The following is a 16,700-nucleotide window of genomic DNA, read 5'->3' on the forward strand; positions in this document are numbered from 1 at the left end:
TTCAGTTCTCCTGTGATCGTTGGCGGCCCGTTCGTGCATTGAACGGGCCGAGTCTTTGCGTGCGCCGACCTCACTCGGCGATCACGCGTCCCTGCAATTCGCTGGCCTCTTGCCTGGCACCGGCACCGATGGCGAAGATCACCAGGGCCGACACCGCCATGAGCGCGCCCACCACGAACATCGGTGCCTGGTAGTTGCCGGTGGCATCCTTGATGGCGCCGGTGATGAAGGGCGCCATGAAACCGGCTGCGTTGCCCACCGTATTGATCAGCGCAATGCCCGCCGCCGCAGCCGCCCCCGAGAGGAAGCGCGCCGGAATCGACCAGAAGGCCGGCAAGGCCGAGAAGATGGCGCAGGCCGTCACGGTGATTGCCAGCACCGTGGTGGCCGGGCTTTGCATGTAGAGGGCGGCCGGGATGCTGATGGCGCCCAGCAAGGCGGGCAGCCCGACGTGCCAGCTGCGCACGCCGCGCCGGGTGGCGTCACGGCTCCACAGGAACAGCGCGAAGGCGGCCGGCAGGTAGGGAATGGCCGTGATCAGGCCTTTCTGGAAGACATTGAATTTGCTGCCGAACTGCGCTTCGAAGCCGCCGATGATGGTCGGCAGGAAGAAGGCCAGCGCATAGAGGCCATAGATCAGCCCGAAATACACCAGCGCCAGCAGCCACACGCGCGGGTTCTTCAGCGCGGCACCGGCATGGGCCACATGCTCGACACGCTTGCTGCTCTGTTCGGCCTGCAACGCGGTGGTCAGCCATTTGCGCTCGGCCGGGTCCAGCCATTTGGCGTCGGCCGGCCGGTCGGCCAGGTAGAACCAGGCGATCACGCCCACCACGATGGCCGGCAGCGCCACCCCGGCAAACATCACGCGCCAGCCTTCCAGCCCGAACAGGCCGTGCGCCTCGATCAGCAGGGCTGCCACCGGCGCACCGATGACGATGGTCAGCGGCTGGGCCAGGTAAAAGAGCGCCAGGATATGGCTGCGGTGCCGCGCGGGGACCCACAGGCTCAGGTAGAGGATGGCACCGGGGAAGAATCCGGCCTCGGCCACGCCCAGCAGGAAGCGCAGCACATACAGCCCCTCCACGCTGCTGACCCAGGTGAAGAGCAGCGCCACGATGCCCCAGGTGACCATGATGCGGGCCAGCCAGCGGCGCGCGCCGTACTTGTGCAGGGCCAGGTTGCTGGGGATTTCCAGCAGCACGTAGCCGATGAAGAAGACCCCGGCTGCAAACCCGAACTGGGCGGCGGTCAGGGCCAGGTCACGGCTCATGCCATTGGGGCCGGCGAACGAGATCGCCGTGCGATCCAGGAAGTTGATGAAAAACATCAGGCCCACGAAGGGCACGAGCCGCATTGCGACCTTGCGGATGGCCGATCTTTCGACGGCGCTTTGGGGCGTCTCCATTATTGTCTTGTCTCCTGTCGGGTTGAGAGGCTGTGCCTGTTCAACGACAACCTCTGCGGGGTTGGCCAGGAAACGCGGGGGCTGTGCGCCTCGCGGTCGCCTGGTTGCCTTGGTTGTTTCTTTATTATTTCTTTGTGCTGCTTCGTCTTTGCCAGCAGGCAACCCATGCGAAAATCCGGACAGCGCCCACTGGTATAATCACTATACCATTACACCAGATTGGCCTGCCCAAATTTTTTGCATGGATGAGGTGAATATCCTTTCATTTCGCCCTGTAACCCCCGTCACTCGGCGGTTTCCGGCCGGGCAGGATTCGGCCGGGGGCATCAGGCAAGGGCGAACGCGTCCTCCCTGCTGCTGCCTGGACAACGCAAGTGAAGCTTTGCGCATTGAAGTGGGGGGGGAGGAAAAAGAGGGGGGAAGCGAAGACCAGCCCGGCGCCAAGCACCATGGCCGGGCCGGCGGACAGGCTCAGGCGGCCCCGGCCTCTTGGCGCAGCAAGCCCACGAAGGCCTCCCCCGCCGAGGACAACTGCCCGCCCTTGCGCGTGACAATGCCGATGGTCTGCGACATCGACCGCAGCTTCACCGGCAGGATGCGCAGCATGCCGCGCTTGACGAACATCTCGGCCACTGCCGTCGGCAGGATCGAGACCATGTCGGTCCCCTGCTGCAGCAAGGCCACCGTCACGAAGGTGGAGGCGGTGGAGATCGCATTGCCCGGCATGCTCACCCCGGCCAGGTCCATTTCGCGCTCCAGTACCGCATGCAGCGGCATGTGGCTGGGATAGGTGACCCAGCGATAGCCGGCCAGCGCCGCCAGGCTCATCTGCCTGCCGCGCGGGCGCGGGTGCTCGCCCGAGACCACCACCGACAGCGGCTCTTCCGACAAGGGCTGATAGTGATACTTGCCCGGGTTGTCCGAGACGCTCGCGCGCGCCACCAGCAAATCCAGATGGCCTTCATCCAGCCGGCTCAGCAACTGCACGCTGGTCTCTTCGACGATATCGATGGACAGCTCCGGATGACGCCGCTGCAAGGCATCCACCGCCGGCACCACCAGTTCCGGCAAGGCCCCCATGACCGCCCCGATGGCCAGCCGTCCGCCGCGTCCGGAGCGGATCTGCGCCATTTCCTCGCAGAGCGATCCGAGATCGGTCGCCATCAGGCGCGCGTAGCGGATCACGCAATGGCCGAACTGGTTGGGGATCAGGCCCGATTTGGTGCGCTCGAACAATTGCGCATCCAGCATCGATTCCAGCTCGGCCAGCGACTTGCTGGCCGCAGATTGCGTCATGGCCAGGGCGCTGGAAGCCTTGTGCAGGGATTGATGATCGTCCAGGGCGATGAGCAGTTGCAGCTGCTTCATGCGCAGGCGGGACAGGAGACTGTTGAGGCTTTGCTGGCTGGGCGCGGGTTTCATGGGTGATTCCAAAAAGCGATCACATGATGGAAAGTCTTCACTATACAGTCCATCGGCCCCCACGTATATTCAACGCCATCGCACCCCGCCATCGCTGTGATGGCCCATGACAACCACGACGGAGACTCCATGAGCACCCCCATTTACCGCGGCGTATTTCCGGTCGCCCCGACCATCTTTGACGAAAACGGCAAGCTCGATCTGGAAGGCCAGAAGCGCGCCATCGATTTCATGATCGATGCCGGCTCCAACGGCATCTGCATCCTGGCCAACTTCTCCGAGCAATTCGTACTCTCCGACGAAGAGCGCGTGCTGGTGCAGGACACGGTCCTGAAGCACGTGGCCGGGCGCATCCCCGTGATCGTCACCACCACCCACTTCGGCAGCCAGATCTGCGCCGAGCGCAGCCGTGCCGCGCAGGATGCCGGTGCCGCCATGGTGATGGTGATGCCGCCGTATCACGGTGCCACCTTCCGTGTCTCGGAAAAACAGATTTACGAGTTCTATGGCCGCGTCTCCGACGCCATCGACATCCCCATCATGATCCAGGATGCACCGGTCGCCGGCACGCCGCTGTCGGCCCCCTTCCTGGCGCGCATGGCCAAGGAGATCGCCAATGTCTCCTACTTCAAGATCGAGACCGCCGGTGCCGCCTCCAAGCTGCGCGAACTGATCGAGCTGGGCGGCGACGCCGTGGTCGGCCCGTGGGATGGCGAAGAAGCCATCACCCTGATCCCCGACCTGGATGGCGGTGCGACCGGTGCCATGACCGGTGGCGGCTATCCGGACGGTATCCGCAAGATCGTCGATGCGTATTTCGCGGGCGATACCGAGAAGGCCGCCGAGCTGTACATGCAGTGGCTGCCGCTGATCAACTACGAGAACCGTCAGTGCGGCCTGGCCGCTTGCAAGGCGCTGATGCTCGAAGGCGGCGTGATCAAGTCCGACATGCTGCGCCATCCGCAAGCCCCGATGCACCCCAAGGTGCGCGAAGGCCTGCTGCGCGTGGCGCGCCGCCTGGATCCGATGGTCCTGAGCTGGGGCAAGTAAGGCAGTCCGCAGCAAGGCATGCCGCACGCAACGGGAGCTCAGGCTCCCGTTTTTCTTGGGCGCTCGCTTGCTGCCGCGCATCCGGCGAGGCTGTGCGTTCTGTGTCATCCTTGGCGTTTGCCAATTTTTCTATCGCACGAGGAGTCCATGTCACAAGCCAGCCACTTCCGCCCCGTCGCACTGGAACACGCCAGTCGCCTCATCAACCACGGCCCGACCGTGCTCATCACCAGCGCCCATGAGGGTCGCCGCAACATCATGGCTGCCGCCTGGTCGATGCCGGTGGAATTCACGCCGCCGCGCATCGCCGTGGTGATCGACAAGAGCACCTTCACGCGTGAATTGATCAGGCAATCGGGCAGCTTCGGCCTCATCATCCCCGGTGCGGCACAGATGGATCTGAGCTACGCGGTCGGCAGCACCAGTGGCCGCGACGAAGACAAGTTCGCGCGCCACCGGATCGCGGCCACCAGCGGCCCGGTGCTGGGCGTGCCGGTCCTCGAACAAGGCTGCGCCGCCTGGCTGGAATGCCGCTGGCTGCCGCAGGGCCAGACCGAGGATGCCTACGACACCCTGTTCGCGGAAGTCGTCAGTGCCGCCGCCGATGCCCGCATCTTCGAGAACGGCCACTGGAACTTCACGGCGGACAATGCCGACCTCCACACCCTGCATCACCTGGGCGCCGGCAAGTTCGTGGTGGCCGGCAACCAGCAGCAGGCGCTCCAGGTCTGATCTCCCGCAACGGGAACCTTAGCAGGCCTGAATCGCTTCCGTAAAACAGTAGCCCACGCCGTGCAAGGTGCGCAGCGGCAAATCATACATGGTGCTGTCGCGCCACTTGCGGCGCAGGCGGCTGACGGTCTTCTCCAGCACCCGCTCGTCGAAGCTGACCCACTCCACGCCGAAGGCATGGGCAATGGCGCAACGGTCAGCGGCATGGCGGGTGCTGCTGGCCAGCGCCTTCAACAGCGCCACTTCGCGCGAATTGATTTCCACCGCATCGTGATGCGGTGCGCGCAGCGTGCGTGCGGCCACATCCAGCTGCCACGCCTGTGGCACCACCCGGCGCAACATCGTCTCGATATAGGCGTTGAGCAGTTCCAGCCGCTGCGGCAGTGGTTCACAGAAGTCGGCACCGCGTTCCAGGCCGGCGATGCGCACCGTCACGCTCTCGTGCTCCGAGGCCAGCAGCAGGATGCCCATGCGCGCGTTGCTTCTGCGCAGTCGCTGCGTGAGCGCATAACCGGCGGCGCTGGCCCGCCCTACGTGGATGATGGCGATGTCGCCATCCTGCAGCGGCGCGAGCAATTCCTCACCATCCGCCATCATCCGGCTGACCTTGTGCCCCTGGTCTTCCAGGAAGCGGGCCAGGCAAGCGTTGCGGTCGTGTCTCAAAATGTCTTCAACCAACAGAATAGTGGCCATTGCGATTTCCCCTGATGTCATTGCGTTTCCCGTCACGCCGCGCACCTGCTGCGGGCACGGGTTCGTGGTGTCATCGCCTTGCCGCCGGGCGTGCTGCTGCAACGTCGGCGAGCCCGATGACCGGAAAAGAATTTAGCGCAAGACACCCTCCGTTTTTACCTGCAGGTATTGCGAACCGGTCTCATCTTTCTGGCGCAAGGAAAAATATTTCGGTGCGACGCCATCCATCGCTTCAACGATGCGGGAAGCGCTTCTCAGCGGGTCGCCATGCGCTCTCATTTTTTTCCAGGCGGGCCTCGTCAGCGGCGCTCATTTCTTCGCTCCCGGGCGGCTGGTGCAGCGTCCTCCCTGTCGTCGATATAGAACTTTTTCGATGAATTTCTCGTCGATGTTTTGCTCATCCACCGCAGAGTTTTGATCGCGGGAAAAATATTTTCAGGGCGGCCATTTTCGCTTCGTGTCTTCGAATTTTCGCGGTAACGTCCCGCTCATTCAAGATGAGGCGAACATGGTCTACAAATCAATCCACCCGGTCTATGCCGGGCCTTTGTCCGGACAGCGCATCCTGGTCGTCGACGACGCCGAGGAAGATCGCATGCTGCTGTCGGACTTCCTGCTGCGCCATGGCGCGCGGCTCTACGTGGCACGCGACGGACAGGATGGCTACCGCAAGGCGCAGACCGTGCGGCCGGACCTGATCCTGATGGACATCCGCATGCCGGTCTACGACGGACTCACCAGCGCCCGTCTGCTCAAGGCCAATTCCTGCACGCGCAACATTCCGCTGATCTTCCTCTCGGCCGCCGCGTCCACCGAGGAAAAGGTCAATGGCCTGAGCGTGGGCGCAGTGGACTACATCACCAAGCCCTTCGATTTCGAGGAGGTGCGGCTGCGCCTGTGCGTGCATCTGCGTTCAACCCTGCATGCGGACCTGCCGCCGATCACGCAGACGCCCACCGGTTCCGCAACGCAGGGCGGCTCCAGCACTTTCGACATGGTCTTGTTCCAGGCCGCGCGCCGGCTCATGATGGACAAGCTGGACCAGCCGCTGGGACTCAATGCCCTGGCCGCTGCGGTCGGCACCAATGCACGCCGCCTCTCCAGCGCCTTCAAGCATTGCGCCGGCGTCACCGTCTTCGACTTCCTGCGCGAGGAGCGCATGAAGGAAGCGCGCCGCCTGCTCTCCGAAAGCACCCTCGACATCGGGTCCATCGCACTGGCCTTGGGCTACAGCAACACGGCCAATTTCTCCACGGCCTTCCGCGAACGCTTCGGCATGCCGCCCAGCCAGTTCCGGCGCTGACGAGAGGACGATGTCACGTCTGCGTAAAGCGCTGCTGTGGCCATCGTTGTTGCTCTGGAGCCTGCTGCCCCAAGCCGCGCGGGCCGCACCGGCGCTGCCGTCCATCGAGCTGGCGGGGATCGACTCGCGCGTGATCATCACGCCGCAAGTGCAGATACTGCGCGACACTGAAGGCCGCGCCATGCTGGCCGCGGCCCTCGGCAGTACGCACTGGGAGGCCATCGCCGTCCCCATGCTGCAGGAGGGCTACAGCAGCGCTGCCTTCTGGCTGCGCGGCACGGTGCGCAACGACAGCAGCCAGCCTGTCACACGCTGGCTGACTCTCGCCTCGGCGCGGCTGCAGGATGTACGCCTGTACTGGCTGCCCACCACGCCTGCGGAGGTCCCGACGGCAGCGATCACGCCACTCAGCGCCGGTACGCTGCACGCCCTCGCGCAACGCGAGATCATCAGTCGCACACCACTGTTCGCGCTGACACTGGCTCCCGGCGAGCAGCGCCAGTGGGTGCTGCGCGTCGCCGGTGAATCCTCCATCGATCTCAACCTCGCCCTGTGGGAGCCGGCGGCTTATCGCGAAGAGGAAGGACGCGAACTGGCCATCCAGGCCTTCGTACTGGGGGGCGCCCTGCTGCTGGTGAGCTATGCCCTGATCCAGGGCATCGCCTGGCGCGACCGTGGCTTCCTGCTGATGGCTGCGTGGATTCTCATCGCGCTGGCTTATATCTGGACGTTTCAGGGCTATCTCTATCGCTACCTGTTTCCCGCGGGCGGTGCATGGCAGGTGCGTGCCCCGGCCACCCTGGGATGCGCGGCCACCCTGCTCTACGTGCGCATGAGCGAGGTGCTGGTCGGAATGGAGCGATTGCGTGGCTGGCAGATCGTCTATCGCACGTTGTACGTGCTGCTGTCGGTGATCATCGGCTGGACCGCGCTGGGCGATTATCGCGTCACCGCGCCGCTGGCCAATGCCACTGGTGCCCTCGCCTATGTGATCTGGCTGGCCTCGATGCTGCATGCCTGGTGGCATGGACTGCCGCACGCCCGATTGCTGACGCTGTCCTTTGCGGTGGCCTGGCTGGGCCTGTCGGTCAAGCTGCTCGAACTCAATGGCCTGGTCGACCGCAGCCTGCTGCCGGACTGGCATTTCGCGGCGCTGTTCCAGATGGGACTGCTGTGCCTGGCCACCGTGGCGATCATCGGCCGCGCGCTGGAACTGCATCGCAAGCATGAGCAGATGCAATGGGCCATGCTGTATATGCGTGTGCGCGAGCAACTCAAGCTGGAACAGGCGGTGGCGACCCGCACCCGCGAGCTGCGCGAAGCGCTGGCGGCGGCCGACCAGGCCAACCGCGCCAAGACCGGATTCCTCACCCGCATCAGCCACGACCTGCGCACACCGCTGACTTCCATCCTCGGCTTTGCCGACATGCTGCAGACCGGCGGCGGCGAGCGTGCGCGCCATGGCCGCATCATCGTGCGCAGCGCCCGCCACATGCTGGCCATGGTCAACGACCTGATCGACTATGCCCGCGGCGATCGCCCCGATCTGCCGCACGCTGCCCCGGTCTATGCCCACGCCCTGCTGCAGGAGATCGGCCAGGAAGCGGCCCTGCTGGCCGAGCGCCAGCACAATTCCTTTCATCTGCAGGTGGACCCGACGCTGCCACCGGTGCTCGCCATCGACGCCCGGCGACTGCGGCGCATCCTCGGCAACCTGCTGGACAACGCCGCCAAGTACACCCGGGACGGCCGCATCGTGCTGCAGATCCTCTGGCATCCGGCCTCGGCGAAATCCGAGATGGGCGTCATGGAGATGCAGGTACGCGATACCGGCAGCGGCATCCCTGCACATTTCCAGACCCGGGTGTTTGAACCCTTCGAACGGGCCAACGCCGACCGCTCGCAGCCGGGTATCGGCATGGGGCTGTCCATCGTGCGCCAGTGGATGCAGCAGATGGGCGGCCAGGTGATGCTGTCCAGCCGGCCCGGCGAAGGCACGACGATGACGCTGCGCCTGCCGGCCGCCATCTCCAGCGAGCGCGACATCGCCCGCCATGATGCGCCGGAAGACGCCAATGGCCGCCTCCTCATCGATGGCCAGGGCCGCCTGGCGCTGGTGGTGGAAGATCATGCCGACATCGCGCAATTGCTGGGCGACCAGTTGGCCAGCGTCGGCTTCGCGGTGGAATTGCTGGCCGATGCGGAAAGCGCCATCGCCCGTATCGCCCTCCCGGAGGCGCCCGCATTGGCGCTGGTGCTGACCGATTACCAGCTGCCGGGCCTGCATGGCGACGCCGTGCTGCAAGCAGTACGCCGGCATCTGCCGCAAGTCCCGGTGCTGCTGCTGTCAGCCACGCTGCAGCCGGCGCCGAGCGATGAGCCGGATGAACGTTTCGATGCCTGCCTGCTCAAGCCGGTCAATTTCCTGGAACTGCAGGAGACCATCGGTCGCCTGCTGGGCTTGCATCCGGAAGCGGCCTCAGCCGATGACGATGCCGCTCCCCTGCCCTTGCAGCATCCGCCGCCGGAAAAGCTGCAGCAGGCGCTGGCGCTCATCGCGATGGGCGCGGTGTCGGACTTGCTGGATTGGTGCGATACGCTGCAGCAGCAGAATCCCGCGTATGAAAGTTTTGCTGTGCTGGCGCGGCAATGGGTGATCACTGCGGATCTGGACCGGCTGGAGGCGCTGTGCCGCGATGATCAAGCCATGCGGCAAGAGACGGGGGGCGAGGCTTAATCGCGCTCCCGGCTCCGTTCATCGTCCCGCGAGGAGTCCCCCTCGGGCCGGCTGCGCGCGAGCTCGGCATTGCGCTGGTTGATCTGGTATTGCTCTTCCGCGTGCTGGAACGCCAGTTGCTCCTTTGGCGAACGGCTGCACGCGCCCAGCATCAGCGGCAGCACCACGGCCAAGACGAGAACGGCGAACCATGCGAACGGGAGGGGGACCGGTCGGATTGTCACGTAAAGTCTCCAGATTTATATTTCTATCTGGAAATATACGCCTCACCAATCCTCACCGCAAGCCCCCTCCTTTTTGGGCATGCGCCGCCGGCAGCGTTGATGGGCGCGGCTCAATCGCGCGCCGCGATCCAGTCCCAGGTATCGGCGGCCGCCATCGGGCGGGCGATGCCGTAGCCCTGGCCGTATTCGCACCCGAGGTGATGCAGGATGCGGCGGCACTTCTCGGTTTCCACGCCTTCGGCTACGACGGCAAAGCCCAGCTTCTGCCCGAGGTGAATCATCGAAGGAACAATCTGCTGGTCCGAGTAATTGCTTTCCATGTTGCGAATGAAGGACTGGTCGATTTTGAGGTAGTCCGCCGGAATGTTCTTGAGATAGCTCAGGTTGCTGAAGCCGGCCCCGAAATCATCGATGGCCACCTTCACGCCCAGGCGCTTGATTTCCTGGATCCGCCCGTAGAGCGCCTCGGGGTTCTTGCTCATCGCGCTTTCGGTGAACTCGATCTCGATCAGCCCGGCCGGAATGCGATGCCGCTGCAACTGCATTGCCAGTGCCAGTACCAGATCATCATTGTCGAAGTCGCGGGCCGATACGTTGATGGCCACCGGAATCGCCCGCCCCCGGCGCGCCCACGTCGCCGCCTGCTCGATGCCATGTTGCAGCACCCACAGTGTCACCTGGCGAATCAGCGCGGTCTTCTCGGCCAGCGGAATGAAGAGGGCCGGCGAGATCAGCCCATGCACCGGATGGCGCCAGCGCAGCAGCGCCTCCACCCCGACGCAATGGCCCGAGGCCAGCGCGATCTTGGGCTGGTATTCCAGCCACAGCTGGTCGCCCGTGAGCAGCGCGCCGGGAATGGCCGACAGCAGTTCGAAGGAATGCTTCTGCTGCTTGCCAAGCGGCTGTTCATAGCGGCATTGCAGGCTGCCGCAATCACGTGCCATGTCAGCTGCCGTCAACAGCGAGGGCACCAGTTCGTCGATGTCTTCACACTGTCCCAGCGGCACGATGCCCACGGAAATTTCCAGCCGATGCGGAATACCCTGGTACTCGACGGTACCGGCGAAGGCACGTTCGATCTGCTCCACCTGTTGCTGCCAGATGTCGCGCCGCTCCAGGTAAGCAAAGGTGGTGGTGCCGATGCGATAGAGCGCCACCTCACCCAGCGACTGGCGCAGTTGTTCCTTGGCCTGGATCAGGAAACCTTCCACGTAATCCCAGCCCAGCGCCTTGACCATGTCGCGCAGGTACACGCGATCACAGATGTCGACCGCCATCGCCGTCAACTTGCCCGACAGGCCCTCGCCGTCCTGCCCCAGCGTAGCGAGACTGTGCAGGTCGGCGGTCAGGCGGCTGCGATTGGGCAAGGAAGTCAGGCTGTCGACGTAGTTGGATACCCGCAGGATCTCCAGCCGTGCCATCACGATGGCCGCCAGCTGCGTCAGCTTGGTCCGATCAGCATCACCGAAGGCGGCGCGTGGCGACTTGCCGATCACGCACAGCGTCCCCAGCCGCACGCCATCGCTGGCCTGCAGCGGGGCCCCGGCATAGAAGCGGATGCCGGGCTCACCGGTCACCAGCGGGTTGTCGGCGAAGCGCGGGTCCTGCGTCGCATCCAGCACCACCATGACCTGATCCCGCTCGATCACGTGGCTGCAGAAGGACTGCGAGCGCGGTGTGCCCGGCGCATCCAGACCGCGCCGCGACTTGAACCACTGGCGGTTCTCAGCGACCAGCGAGACCAGTGCGATCTCGGTGTTGAACAGCGTGGCCGCCAGTTCGGTCACCAGATCGCACAGCACATCGGGATGGGTATCCAGCACGCAGTAGGTATCGAGCACGGCCAGGCGCTCACGCTCCCGTTCGGCTTGCCCGGCTTGCCCCGACAAGGGGGCGGTCAATCGGAGGAGGTCGGCGTGCATGGTGGCGTGGCGATCAGAAAGTAACCCATTCGTCGGAAGCGCCCGCCAGACTGCGGCTGGGCACCGGTGCCGACAGGCGCGGCTCGCGCGGTGCAATGCGCGGCTTGATGGTGGCCGGAGCCTTCTTGATGGCCGCCGGTGCCGGTGTCACTGCGGCGGCAGCTACGTCGATGGCCATCTCCTGGGCGGCCTGTGCATCGAGGCGGAACACGCTGACGGCCTGCGCCAGTTCCTGCGCCTGTTCCTGCAGCGATTGCGAGGCAGCGGCCGCTTCTTCGACCAGGGCTGCATTCTGCTGCGTGACCTGATCCATCTGGCCGACCGCCTGGCTCACCTGCTCGATGCCGGAACGCTGTTCTTCACCGGCCGCGCTGATCTCGTTGATCATGCCGGTCACGCGCTGCACGCTCTCGACGATCTCGCGCATGGTGTCACCGGCTTCATTGACCAGCACGCTGCCCGACTCGACCTTGGCCACCGAGTCGCTGATGAGCGCCTTGATTTCCTTGGCAGCGGCGGCCGAACGCTGGGCCAGGCTGCGCACTTCGGTCGCGACCACGGCGAAACCGCGCCCCTGCTCACCGGCGCGTGCCGCTTCCACGGCGGCGTTCAAGGCCAGGATATTGGTCTGGAAAGCGATACCGTCAATCACGCTGATGATGTCGACGATCTTGCGCGAGGAGGCATTGATTTCTTCCATGGTTTCCACCACGCGGCTGACCACGCCGCCACCGCTGCTGGCGATGTCGGAGGCGGCCTGCGCCATGCGGTTGGCTTCGCGTGCATTGGCGCTGTTCTGCTGCACGGTGGAGGTCAGTTCTTCCATCGAGGATGCGGTCTCTTCCAGCGAGCTGGCCTGTTGTTCGGTGCGCGAGGACAGGTCCAGGTTGCCGCTGGCAATCTGCGAGGAGGCGGTGGCGATCATGTCGGTACCACGGCGCACACCAGAGACGATGGTAACCAGGCTGGCATTCATGTCCTTCAGCGCGCTGAGGAGCTCGCCGGTTTCGTCACGGGAACGCACGTCGATGCGGGCGGTCAGGTCACCGCCTGCCACCTGGCGTGCGAGGCGCACGGCCACGGCCAGCGGACGGGTGATGTTGTTGGCCAGCCACCAGGCCAGCAGCAGCGCCAGCACCACCGCGACCACGCCGCCGATGATGAGGGTCTTGCCGGTGAGCGCTTCCAGTGCATCGGCCTGGTCGCTGCGCTCTTGTTGCAGACTGCTTTCCATGCGGTCCATCTCGGCAAAGATGGCGCGCATGTTGTCCATTTCGGCTTTGCCGCGGCCAGCCTGTACAAAGGCCACCAGCTTGCTCATGTCCTCGCGCCCGTCACGCACGGCGCGGCGCAGGGCGACGGTGGGCTCAATGGCCGTGCTCACCCAGCGCTGTTCGGCTTCCGCCACTTGCTGCAAGCGCTGTTGCTGGGTCGGGTTATCCACGGTGAGCTGACGGGCCTTGTCCAGATGCGTTTTGAAACTGGCCAGGCCCTGCTGCATCGGCTCCAGCGAAGCTTCGTTGCCGGTCAGGGCGAAACCGCGCGCGCCCGTTTCCATATTGATCAGGCTTTCGAGCATCGCCTGCATTTCTGCCCGTGCCTCGTAGCTATGGATGTTCATGTCCGTGGCCACACCCAGCCGCGCAAAATTGGCATAGGCCACACTGACCAGGATGACCAGGATGGCGGAAACCATTCCGAAGCCGATATAGAGGCGAGTGCCGATTTTCAGGTCCGATATTTTCATGATGGTTCTTTCCGGGGGGATGCAAGGTTTCTCGAATGGATCGACACGTGTCCACGGGGAGCGGGCCGATTCTTGTTGTTGATCACGATGTTTCACATTCAGGCAAAAGCGTGACACACTCAAAATAATCACGAAAACAAACGATAAAATATCTTTTTCAGCGTGCAACAAATTTGCTTTGCAACGACTCTGAACAGATATATTTAAAAAATATCCGTACATTACAAAAATATTTTTCATTGGAAATACGACAATGACGAACCAACAAGCCCCCTCTTCACCGGCTCCCGCAGCAGAAACAGCCGAGCTGTCCGACCTGCCGCTGCTGCGCCCCGGCGCGGTGGCGCGCCAGTTGGGCATGGCAGTCGAGACGCTGCGTGCCTGGGAACATCGTTACGGCATCACCTCCTCGCAGCACAGCGGCGGCGGCCAGCGCCTGTATTCGCAGGAAGACATGCAACGCCTGGCCTGGATCAAGACACTGGTGGATGCCGGCCATCGCATCGGCAAGCTGGCCACGCTGCCCCCGCAGGACCTGCAGGCGCTGGCGCAGAGCCTGCCTGCCGAGGGCAGCGGCAGCCACGAGCGGCAGGCCGGCCCGGTCACGCGGCTGGCCCTGGTCGGCCCCTGGATTGCCACCAAGGCGGTCGGCCAGGCGCTGGTGCATCGGCAATTGAGCGTCATCATGGCTGTCGAGAGCCTGGATGAACTCGACCTCAGGCAGTTCGAGGGCGACCTGCTGCTGCTGGAAAGCACGGTTCTCGACAGCGATCTCGATCAGCGGCTGGAGGGGCTGCGCCGCGACGGCGTGCAGGTACCGGTACTGATCCTGTATCGCTTCGGCTCGCCGGAGATGGTGGTGCGCCTGCGCGAAGCCGGGCATCGGGTGGTGCGCAAGGCGGTGGAAGGGATCGATGTGGAGTGGCTGTGCGAGATGATCCGGCGCATGGAACCAGCGGCCGCGCAGACACCGGGCGAGGACGAATGGGTGCCGGAGCCGCGCTTCAGCGAGAGCGCCCTGGCGTCGGTGTCGGACCAGTCCGATCGCATGCAATGTGAATGTCCGCGCCATCTGGCCGAACTGCTGACGGCACTGGCCGGATTCGAACGCTACAGCCGCCAGTGCGAAGACGACACGACCGAGGAAGCCGAACTGCATCGGGAACTGCGCATTGCCGCCGGACGCGCGCGCCTGCCGCTGGAAGACGCACTGCAAAAGCTGGCGCGCTTCAAGGGAATTTCGCTGACGTAAGCACAGTTGACCGGGATGAGGCCGGTCCGAATTGGGGACAGAATTCTGTACAGGATCTGGTGCAAAATTCGCACGTGAATTCACGCTTCAATCCACGTGCGGATTCACGCCACAGTTCTGCCCTTCATTCACGCTTGGATTCAGGCCTCAATGCAGGCTTGAATCAATACAAAAAAACAGCGCGCCCAATGGACGCGCTGCTCGCCAAACCCTCCCCTTGCGGGATTGAGCTGGCCCTTCAGAACTGTTCCCAATCCCCTTCAGCAGCGGCCGGCTTAAGGGCTGGCTGCGCAACCGGCAGAGCCTTGGCCGGTGCGCTGGCCTTGGCTGCCGGCTTGCGCGGCAGTGCTGCAGCACGGGGCGTGACGTCCACGGTGCGTGCCGCGGTAGCAGCCACCGGTACCGGACGACGCGTTTCATGGTTGCTCAGCTTGAAGATGCTGACCGTTTCCACCAGACGGCCCGACTGCTCCTGCAGCGATTGCGCAGCGGCGGCCGCCTCTTCCACCAGCGCAGCATTCTGCTGGGTCACTTCATCCATCTGCACGATGGCCTGGTTGATCTGCTCGATGCCATCGCTCTGTTCGCCGCTGGCGGCGGTGATCTCGGCCACCACATCGGTGACGCGCTTGACGCTGGCCACCACTTCATCCATGGTGGTGCCGGCCTGTTCGACCAGGCGGCTGCCGTTTTCCACGCGCTCCACCGAGGCGTCGATCAATGTCTTGATTTCCTTGGCGGCGGCGGCACTGCGCTGCGCCAGGGTCCGCACTTCAGAAGCCACCACCGCGAAACCGCGCCCCTGCTCGCCGGCCCGGGCCGCTTCCACGGCGGCATTCAAGGCCAGGATGTTGGTCTGGAAGGCGATGCCATCGATGACGCTGATGATGTCGACGATCTTGCGCGACGCATCGTTGATCTGGCTCATGGTCTGCACCACTTCACCGACTACGCTGCCGCCCTGGATTGCCACCTGCGAAGCGGTTTCGGCCAGGGTATTGGCCTGACGCGCATTGTCGGCATTCTGCTTGACGGTGGAGGTCAGCTCTTCCATCGCCGAAGCGGTTTCTTCCAGCGCACCGGCTTGCTGCTCGGTGCGCGAGGACAGATCCAGGTTGCCGGTGGCAATCTCGCCGGAAGCGGTATTGATGGTATCGCTGCCCTGGCGCACTTCGGTCACGATGCGGTGCAGGTTGTCGTTCATGGCCTTGAGCGACGCCAGCAGCGCGCCGGTTTCATCCTTGGAGGAATTGTCGATCTGCACCGTCAGGTCACCGGCCGCCACGGCGGTGGCCACTTGCACGGCCTGGTTGAGCGGACGGGTGATGGAACGGGTAATCAGCCAGGCACACACCACCGAGAGCACGATGGCGGCCGCCGACAGCAGCAGCATGATGTTGACCGCATTGCTGGATGCGTCATTGGCGCGCTCCACCGCCTTGTCCATCAGGCTGACCTGGAACTCGGCCAAGTTCTTGAGGGCGGCGAAATACTTGTCCTGCACCGGGATGGTCTGATCGAACAGATAAGCTGTTGCCTCATCCTTTTTCTGCTGCTGGATCAATTCCACGACCTTGGCGCGGTGCTTGCTGTATTCGTCGCGCGACTGATTGAGCGCGCCGATCAATTCCCTGCCGCGCGGGGTGTTGATGAGTTTTTCCATCCGTACCAGCATCTCGCCGACATCCTTGGTGTTGGTCTCGACCCGGTCGAGGTATTTCTTCGCCTCCTCCGGATTGCGCGCCAGGATGGCATTGCGCAGGCTGCGGGCGGCCGTGTTGATCTTGTCGCTCATCTGCGCACCGAGCGCGACCTTGACGTAGCGGTCATTGACGATTTCCGAGGTGGCATCGCTGACCGACCACAAATTCTTGACGCCCACTCCCGCGATCAGGCACATCACCGCAATGAGTGCCGCGAAACATGCGCCCAACCGGACGCTGATCTTGATATCCGTGATTTTCATTTCATCCCCTCTTCGTTTTTACACCTGAGCCAACCCCAAGAAACCCCTGTGCCGGGCCAACATTTGTCAGCCGACTGCAAGAAATATAAACGATTTATTTAACGTATTCGATGAAAATGTTTTTAACGCCGAAATTTCGTCGCATTTTCACGCCACAGTTGCCGGATCAATCATCCAGGCGTGACAAATGGTGAGCATTACCATGTGGAAATAGCCATTCCATAAGGAAATGAGAGGAATTCGC

12 protein-coding genes are annotated in these 16,700 nt (G+C 63.7%); 5 read left to right on the forward strand and 7 right to left on the reverse strand.

What is annotated here, in order from left to right:
- Positions 1–70: 70 nt before the first annotated feature.
- Both ACWHXP_RS13375 and ACWHXP_RS13380 read right to left on the reverse strand, forming a co-directional pair.
- On the reverse strand, positions 71–1,408 hold the full coding sequence (locus tag ACWHXP_RS13375; RefSeq protein ID WP_489624970.1) for an MFS transporter: 1,338 nt from the start codon (positions 1,406–1,408) through the stop codon (positions 71–73).
- A gap of 471 nt (positions 1,409–1,879) precedes the next feature.
- Complete coding sequence (locus ACWHXP_RS13380) at positions 1,880–2,830, reverse strand: LysR family transcriptional regulator (protein ID WP_489624969.1); 951 nt, start codon at positions 2,828–2,830, stop codon at positions 1,880–1,882.
- 129 nt (positions 2,831–2,959) lie between these two features.
- Here ACWHXP_RS13380 and ACWHXP_RS13385 point away from each other — a divergent pair, with 129 nt between their 5' ends.
- Together ACWHXP_RS13385 and ACWHXP_RS13390 are read left to right on the forward strand one after the other, a co-directional pair.
- Positions 2,960–3,880, forward strand: a complete 921-nt coding sequence (locus ACWHXP_RS13385) for a dihydrodipicolinate synthase family protein (protein ID WP_039789746.1) — start codon at positions 2,960–2,962, stop codon at positions 3,878–3,880.
- A 147-nt stretch (positions 3,881–4,027) separates the two neighbouring features.
- Positions 4,028–4,612 carry a flavin reductase family protein gene (locus ACWHXP_RS13390; protein WP_489635781.1) on the forward strand — a complete coding sequence of 195 codons (585 nt, stop codon included), beginning with the start codon at positions 4,028–4,030 and terminating at the stop codon, positions 4,610–4,612.
- Positions 4,613–4,630: 18 nt separating this feature from the next.
- Here ACWHXP_RS13390 and ACWHXP_RS13395 read toward each other — a convergent pair whose 3' ends face one another.
- Complete coding sequence (locus ACWHXP_RS13395) at positions 4,631–5,305, reverse strand: response regulator transcription factor (protein ID WP_121038170.1); 675 nt, start codon at positions 5,303–5,305, stop codon at positions 4,631–4,633.
- Positions 5,306–5,813: 508 nt separating this feature from the next.
- Between ACWHXP_RS13395 and ACWHXP_RS13400 the strand changes: the two genes are divergently transcribed.
- Both ACWHXP_RS13400 and ACWHXP_RS13405 read left to right on the forward strand, forming a co-directional pair.
- Complete coding sequence (locus ACWHXP_RS13400) at positions 5,814–6,608, forward strand: response regulator transcription factor (protein WP_489635780.1); 795 nt, start codon at positions 5,814–5,816, stop codon at positions 6,606–6,608.
- 10 nt (positions 6,609–6,618) lie between these two features.
- On the forward strand, positions 6,619–9,345 hold the full coding sequence (locus ACWHXP_RS13405; protein ID WP_489635779.1) for a hybrid sensor histidine kinase/response regulator: 2,727 nt from the start codon (positions 6,619–6,621) through the stop codon (positions 9,343–9,345).
- On the opposite strand, the gene ACWHXP_RS13410 is transcribed toward ACWHXP_RS13405, so the two are convergent.
- The 3 genes from ACWHXP_RS13410 to ACWHXP_RS13420 all read right to left on the reverse strand — a co-directional run bounded on the left by ACWHXP_RS13410 (position 9,342) and on the right by ACWHXP_RS13420 (position 13,238).
- A complete protein-coding gene (locus ACWHXP_RS13410; RefSeq protein WP_051057645.1) occupies positions 9,342–9,569 on the reverse strand; it encodes a hypothetical protein in 228 nt (75 codons plus the stop codon). The genes ACWHXP_RS13405 and ACWHXP_RS13410 overlap by 4 nt on opposite strands.
- A 110-nt stretch (positions 9,570–9,679) precedes the next feature.
- Positions 9,680–11,491: a putative bifunctional diguanylate cyclase/phosphodiesterase gene (locus tag ACWHXP_RS13415; RefSeq protein ID WP_489635778.1), complete on the reverse strand. Its 1,812-nt coding sequence runs from the start codon at positions 11,489–11,491 to the stop codon at positions 9,680–9,682.
- A 13-nt stretch (positions 11,492–11,504) separates the two neighbouring features.
- Positions 11,505–13,238 (reverse strand): methyl-accepting chemotaxis protein, encoded by a 1,734-nt coding sequence (locus ACWHXP_RS13420; RefSeq protein ID WP_489635777.1) that lies wholly within the window; start codon positions 13,236–13,238, stop codon positions 11,505–11,507.
- A gap of 253 nt (positions 13,239–13,491) precedes the next feature.
- Between ACWHXP_RS13420 and ACWHXP_RS13425 the strand changes: the two genes are divergently transcribed.
- Positions 13,492–14,490 carry a MerR family transcriptional regulator gene (locus ACWHXP_RS13425; protein WP_489635776.1) on the forward strand — a complete coding sequence of 333 codons (999 nt, stop codon included), beginning with the start codon at positions 13,492–13,494 and terminating at the stop codon, positions 14,488–14,490.
- Between the two features lie 238 nt (positions 14,491–14,728).
- Here ACWHXP_RS13425 and ACWHXP_RS13430 read toward each other — a convergent pair whose 3' ends face one another.
- On the reverse strand, positions 14,729–16,456 hold the full coding sequence (locus ACWHXP_RS13430; protein ID WP_134221756.1) for a methyl-accepting chemotaxis protein: 1,728 nt from the start codon (positions 16,454–16,456) through the stop codon (positions 14,729–14,731).
- Between the last annotated feature and the right edge of the window lie 244 nt (positions 16,457–16,700).

The sequence above is a fragment of the Herbaspirillum sp. Her2 genome (genome assembly GCF_057961375.1).

Bases quoted from the DNA above. Each gene is read 5' to 3' on its own strand.
- ACWHXP_RS13375 (WP_489624970.1), bottom strand. From the start codon at position 1,408: ATGGAGACGCCCCAAAGCGCCGTCGAAAGATCGGCCATCCGCAAGGTC.
- ACWHXP_RS13380 (WP_489624969.1), bottom strand. From the start codon at position 2,830: ATGAAACCCGCGCCCAGCCAGCAAAGCCTCAACAGTCTCCTGTCCCGC.
- ACWHXP_RS13385 (WP_039789746.1), top strand. From the start codon at position 2,960: ATGAGCACCCCCATTTACCGCGGCGTATTTCCGGTCGCCCCGACCATC.
- ACWHXP_RS13390 (WP_489635781.1), top strand. From the start codon at position 4,028: ATGTCACAAGCCAGCCACTTCCGCCCCGTCGCACTGGAACACGCCAGT.
- ACWHXP_RS13395 (WP_121038170.1), bottom strand. From the start codon at position 5,305: ATGGCCACTATTCTGTTGGTTGAAGACATTTTGAGACACGACCGCAAC.
- ACWHXP_RS13400 (WP_489635780.1), top strand. From the start codon at position 5,814: ATGGTCTACAAATCAATCCACCCGGTCTATGCCGGGCCTTTGTCCGGA.
- ACWHXP_RS13405 (WP_489635779.1), top strand. From the start codon at position 6,619: ATGTCACGTCTGCGTAAAGCGCTGCTGTGGCCATCGTTGTTGCTCTGG.
- ACWHXP_RS13415 (WP_489635778.1), bottom strand. From the start codon at position 11,491: ATGCACGCCGACCTCCTCCGATTGACCGCCCCCTTGTCGGGGCAAGCC.
- ACWHXP_RS13420 (WP_489635777.1), bottom strand. From the start codon at position 13,238: ATGAAAATATCGGACCTGAAAATCGGCACTCGCCTCTATATCGGCTTC.
- ACWHXP_RS13425 (WP_489635776.1), top strand. From the start codon at position 13,492: ATGACGAACCAACAAGCCCCCTCTTCACCGGCTCCCGCAGCAGAAACA.
- ACWHXP_RS13430 (WP_134221756.1), bottom strand. From the start codon at position 16,456: ATGAAAATCACGGATATCAAGATCAGCGTCCGGTTGGGCGCATGTTTC.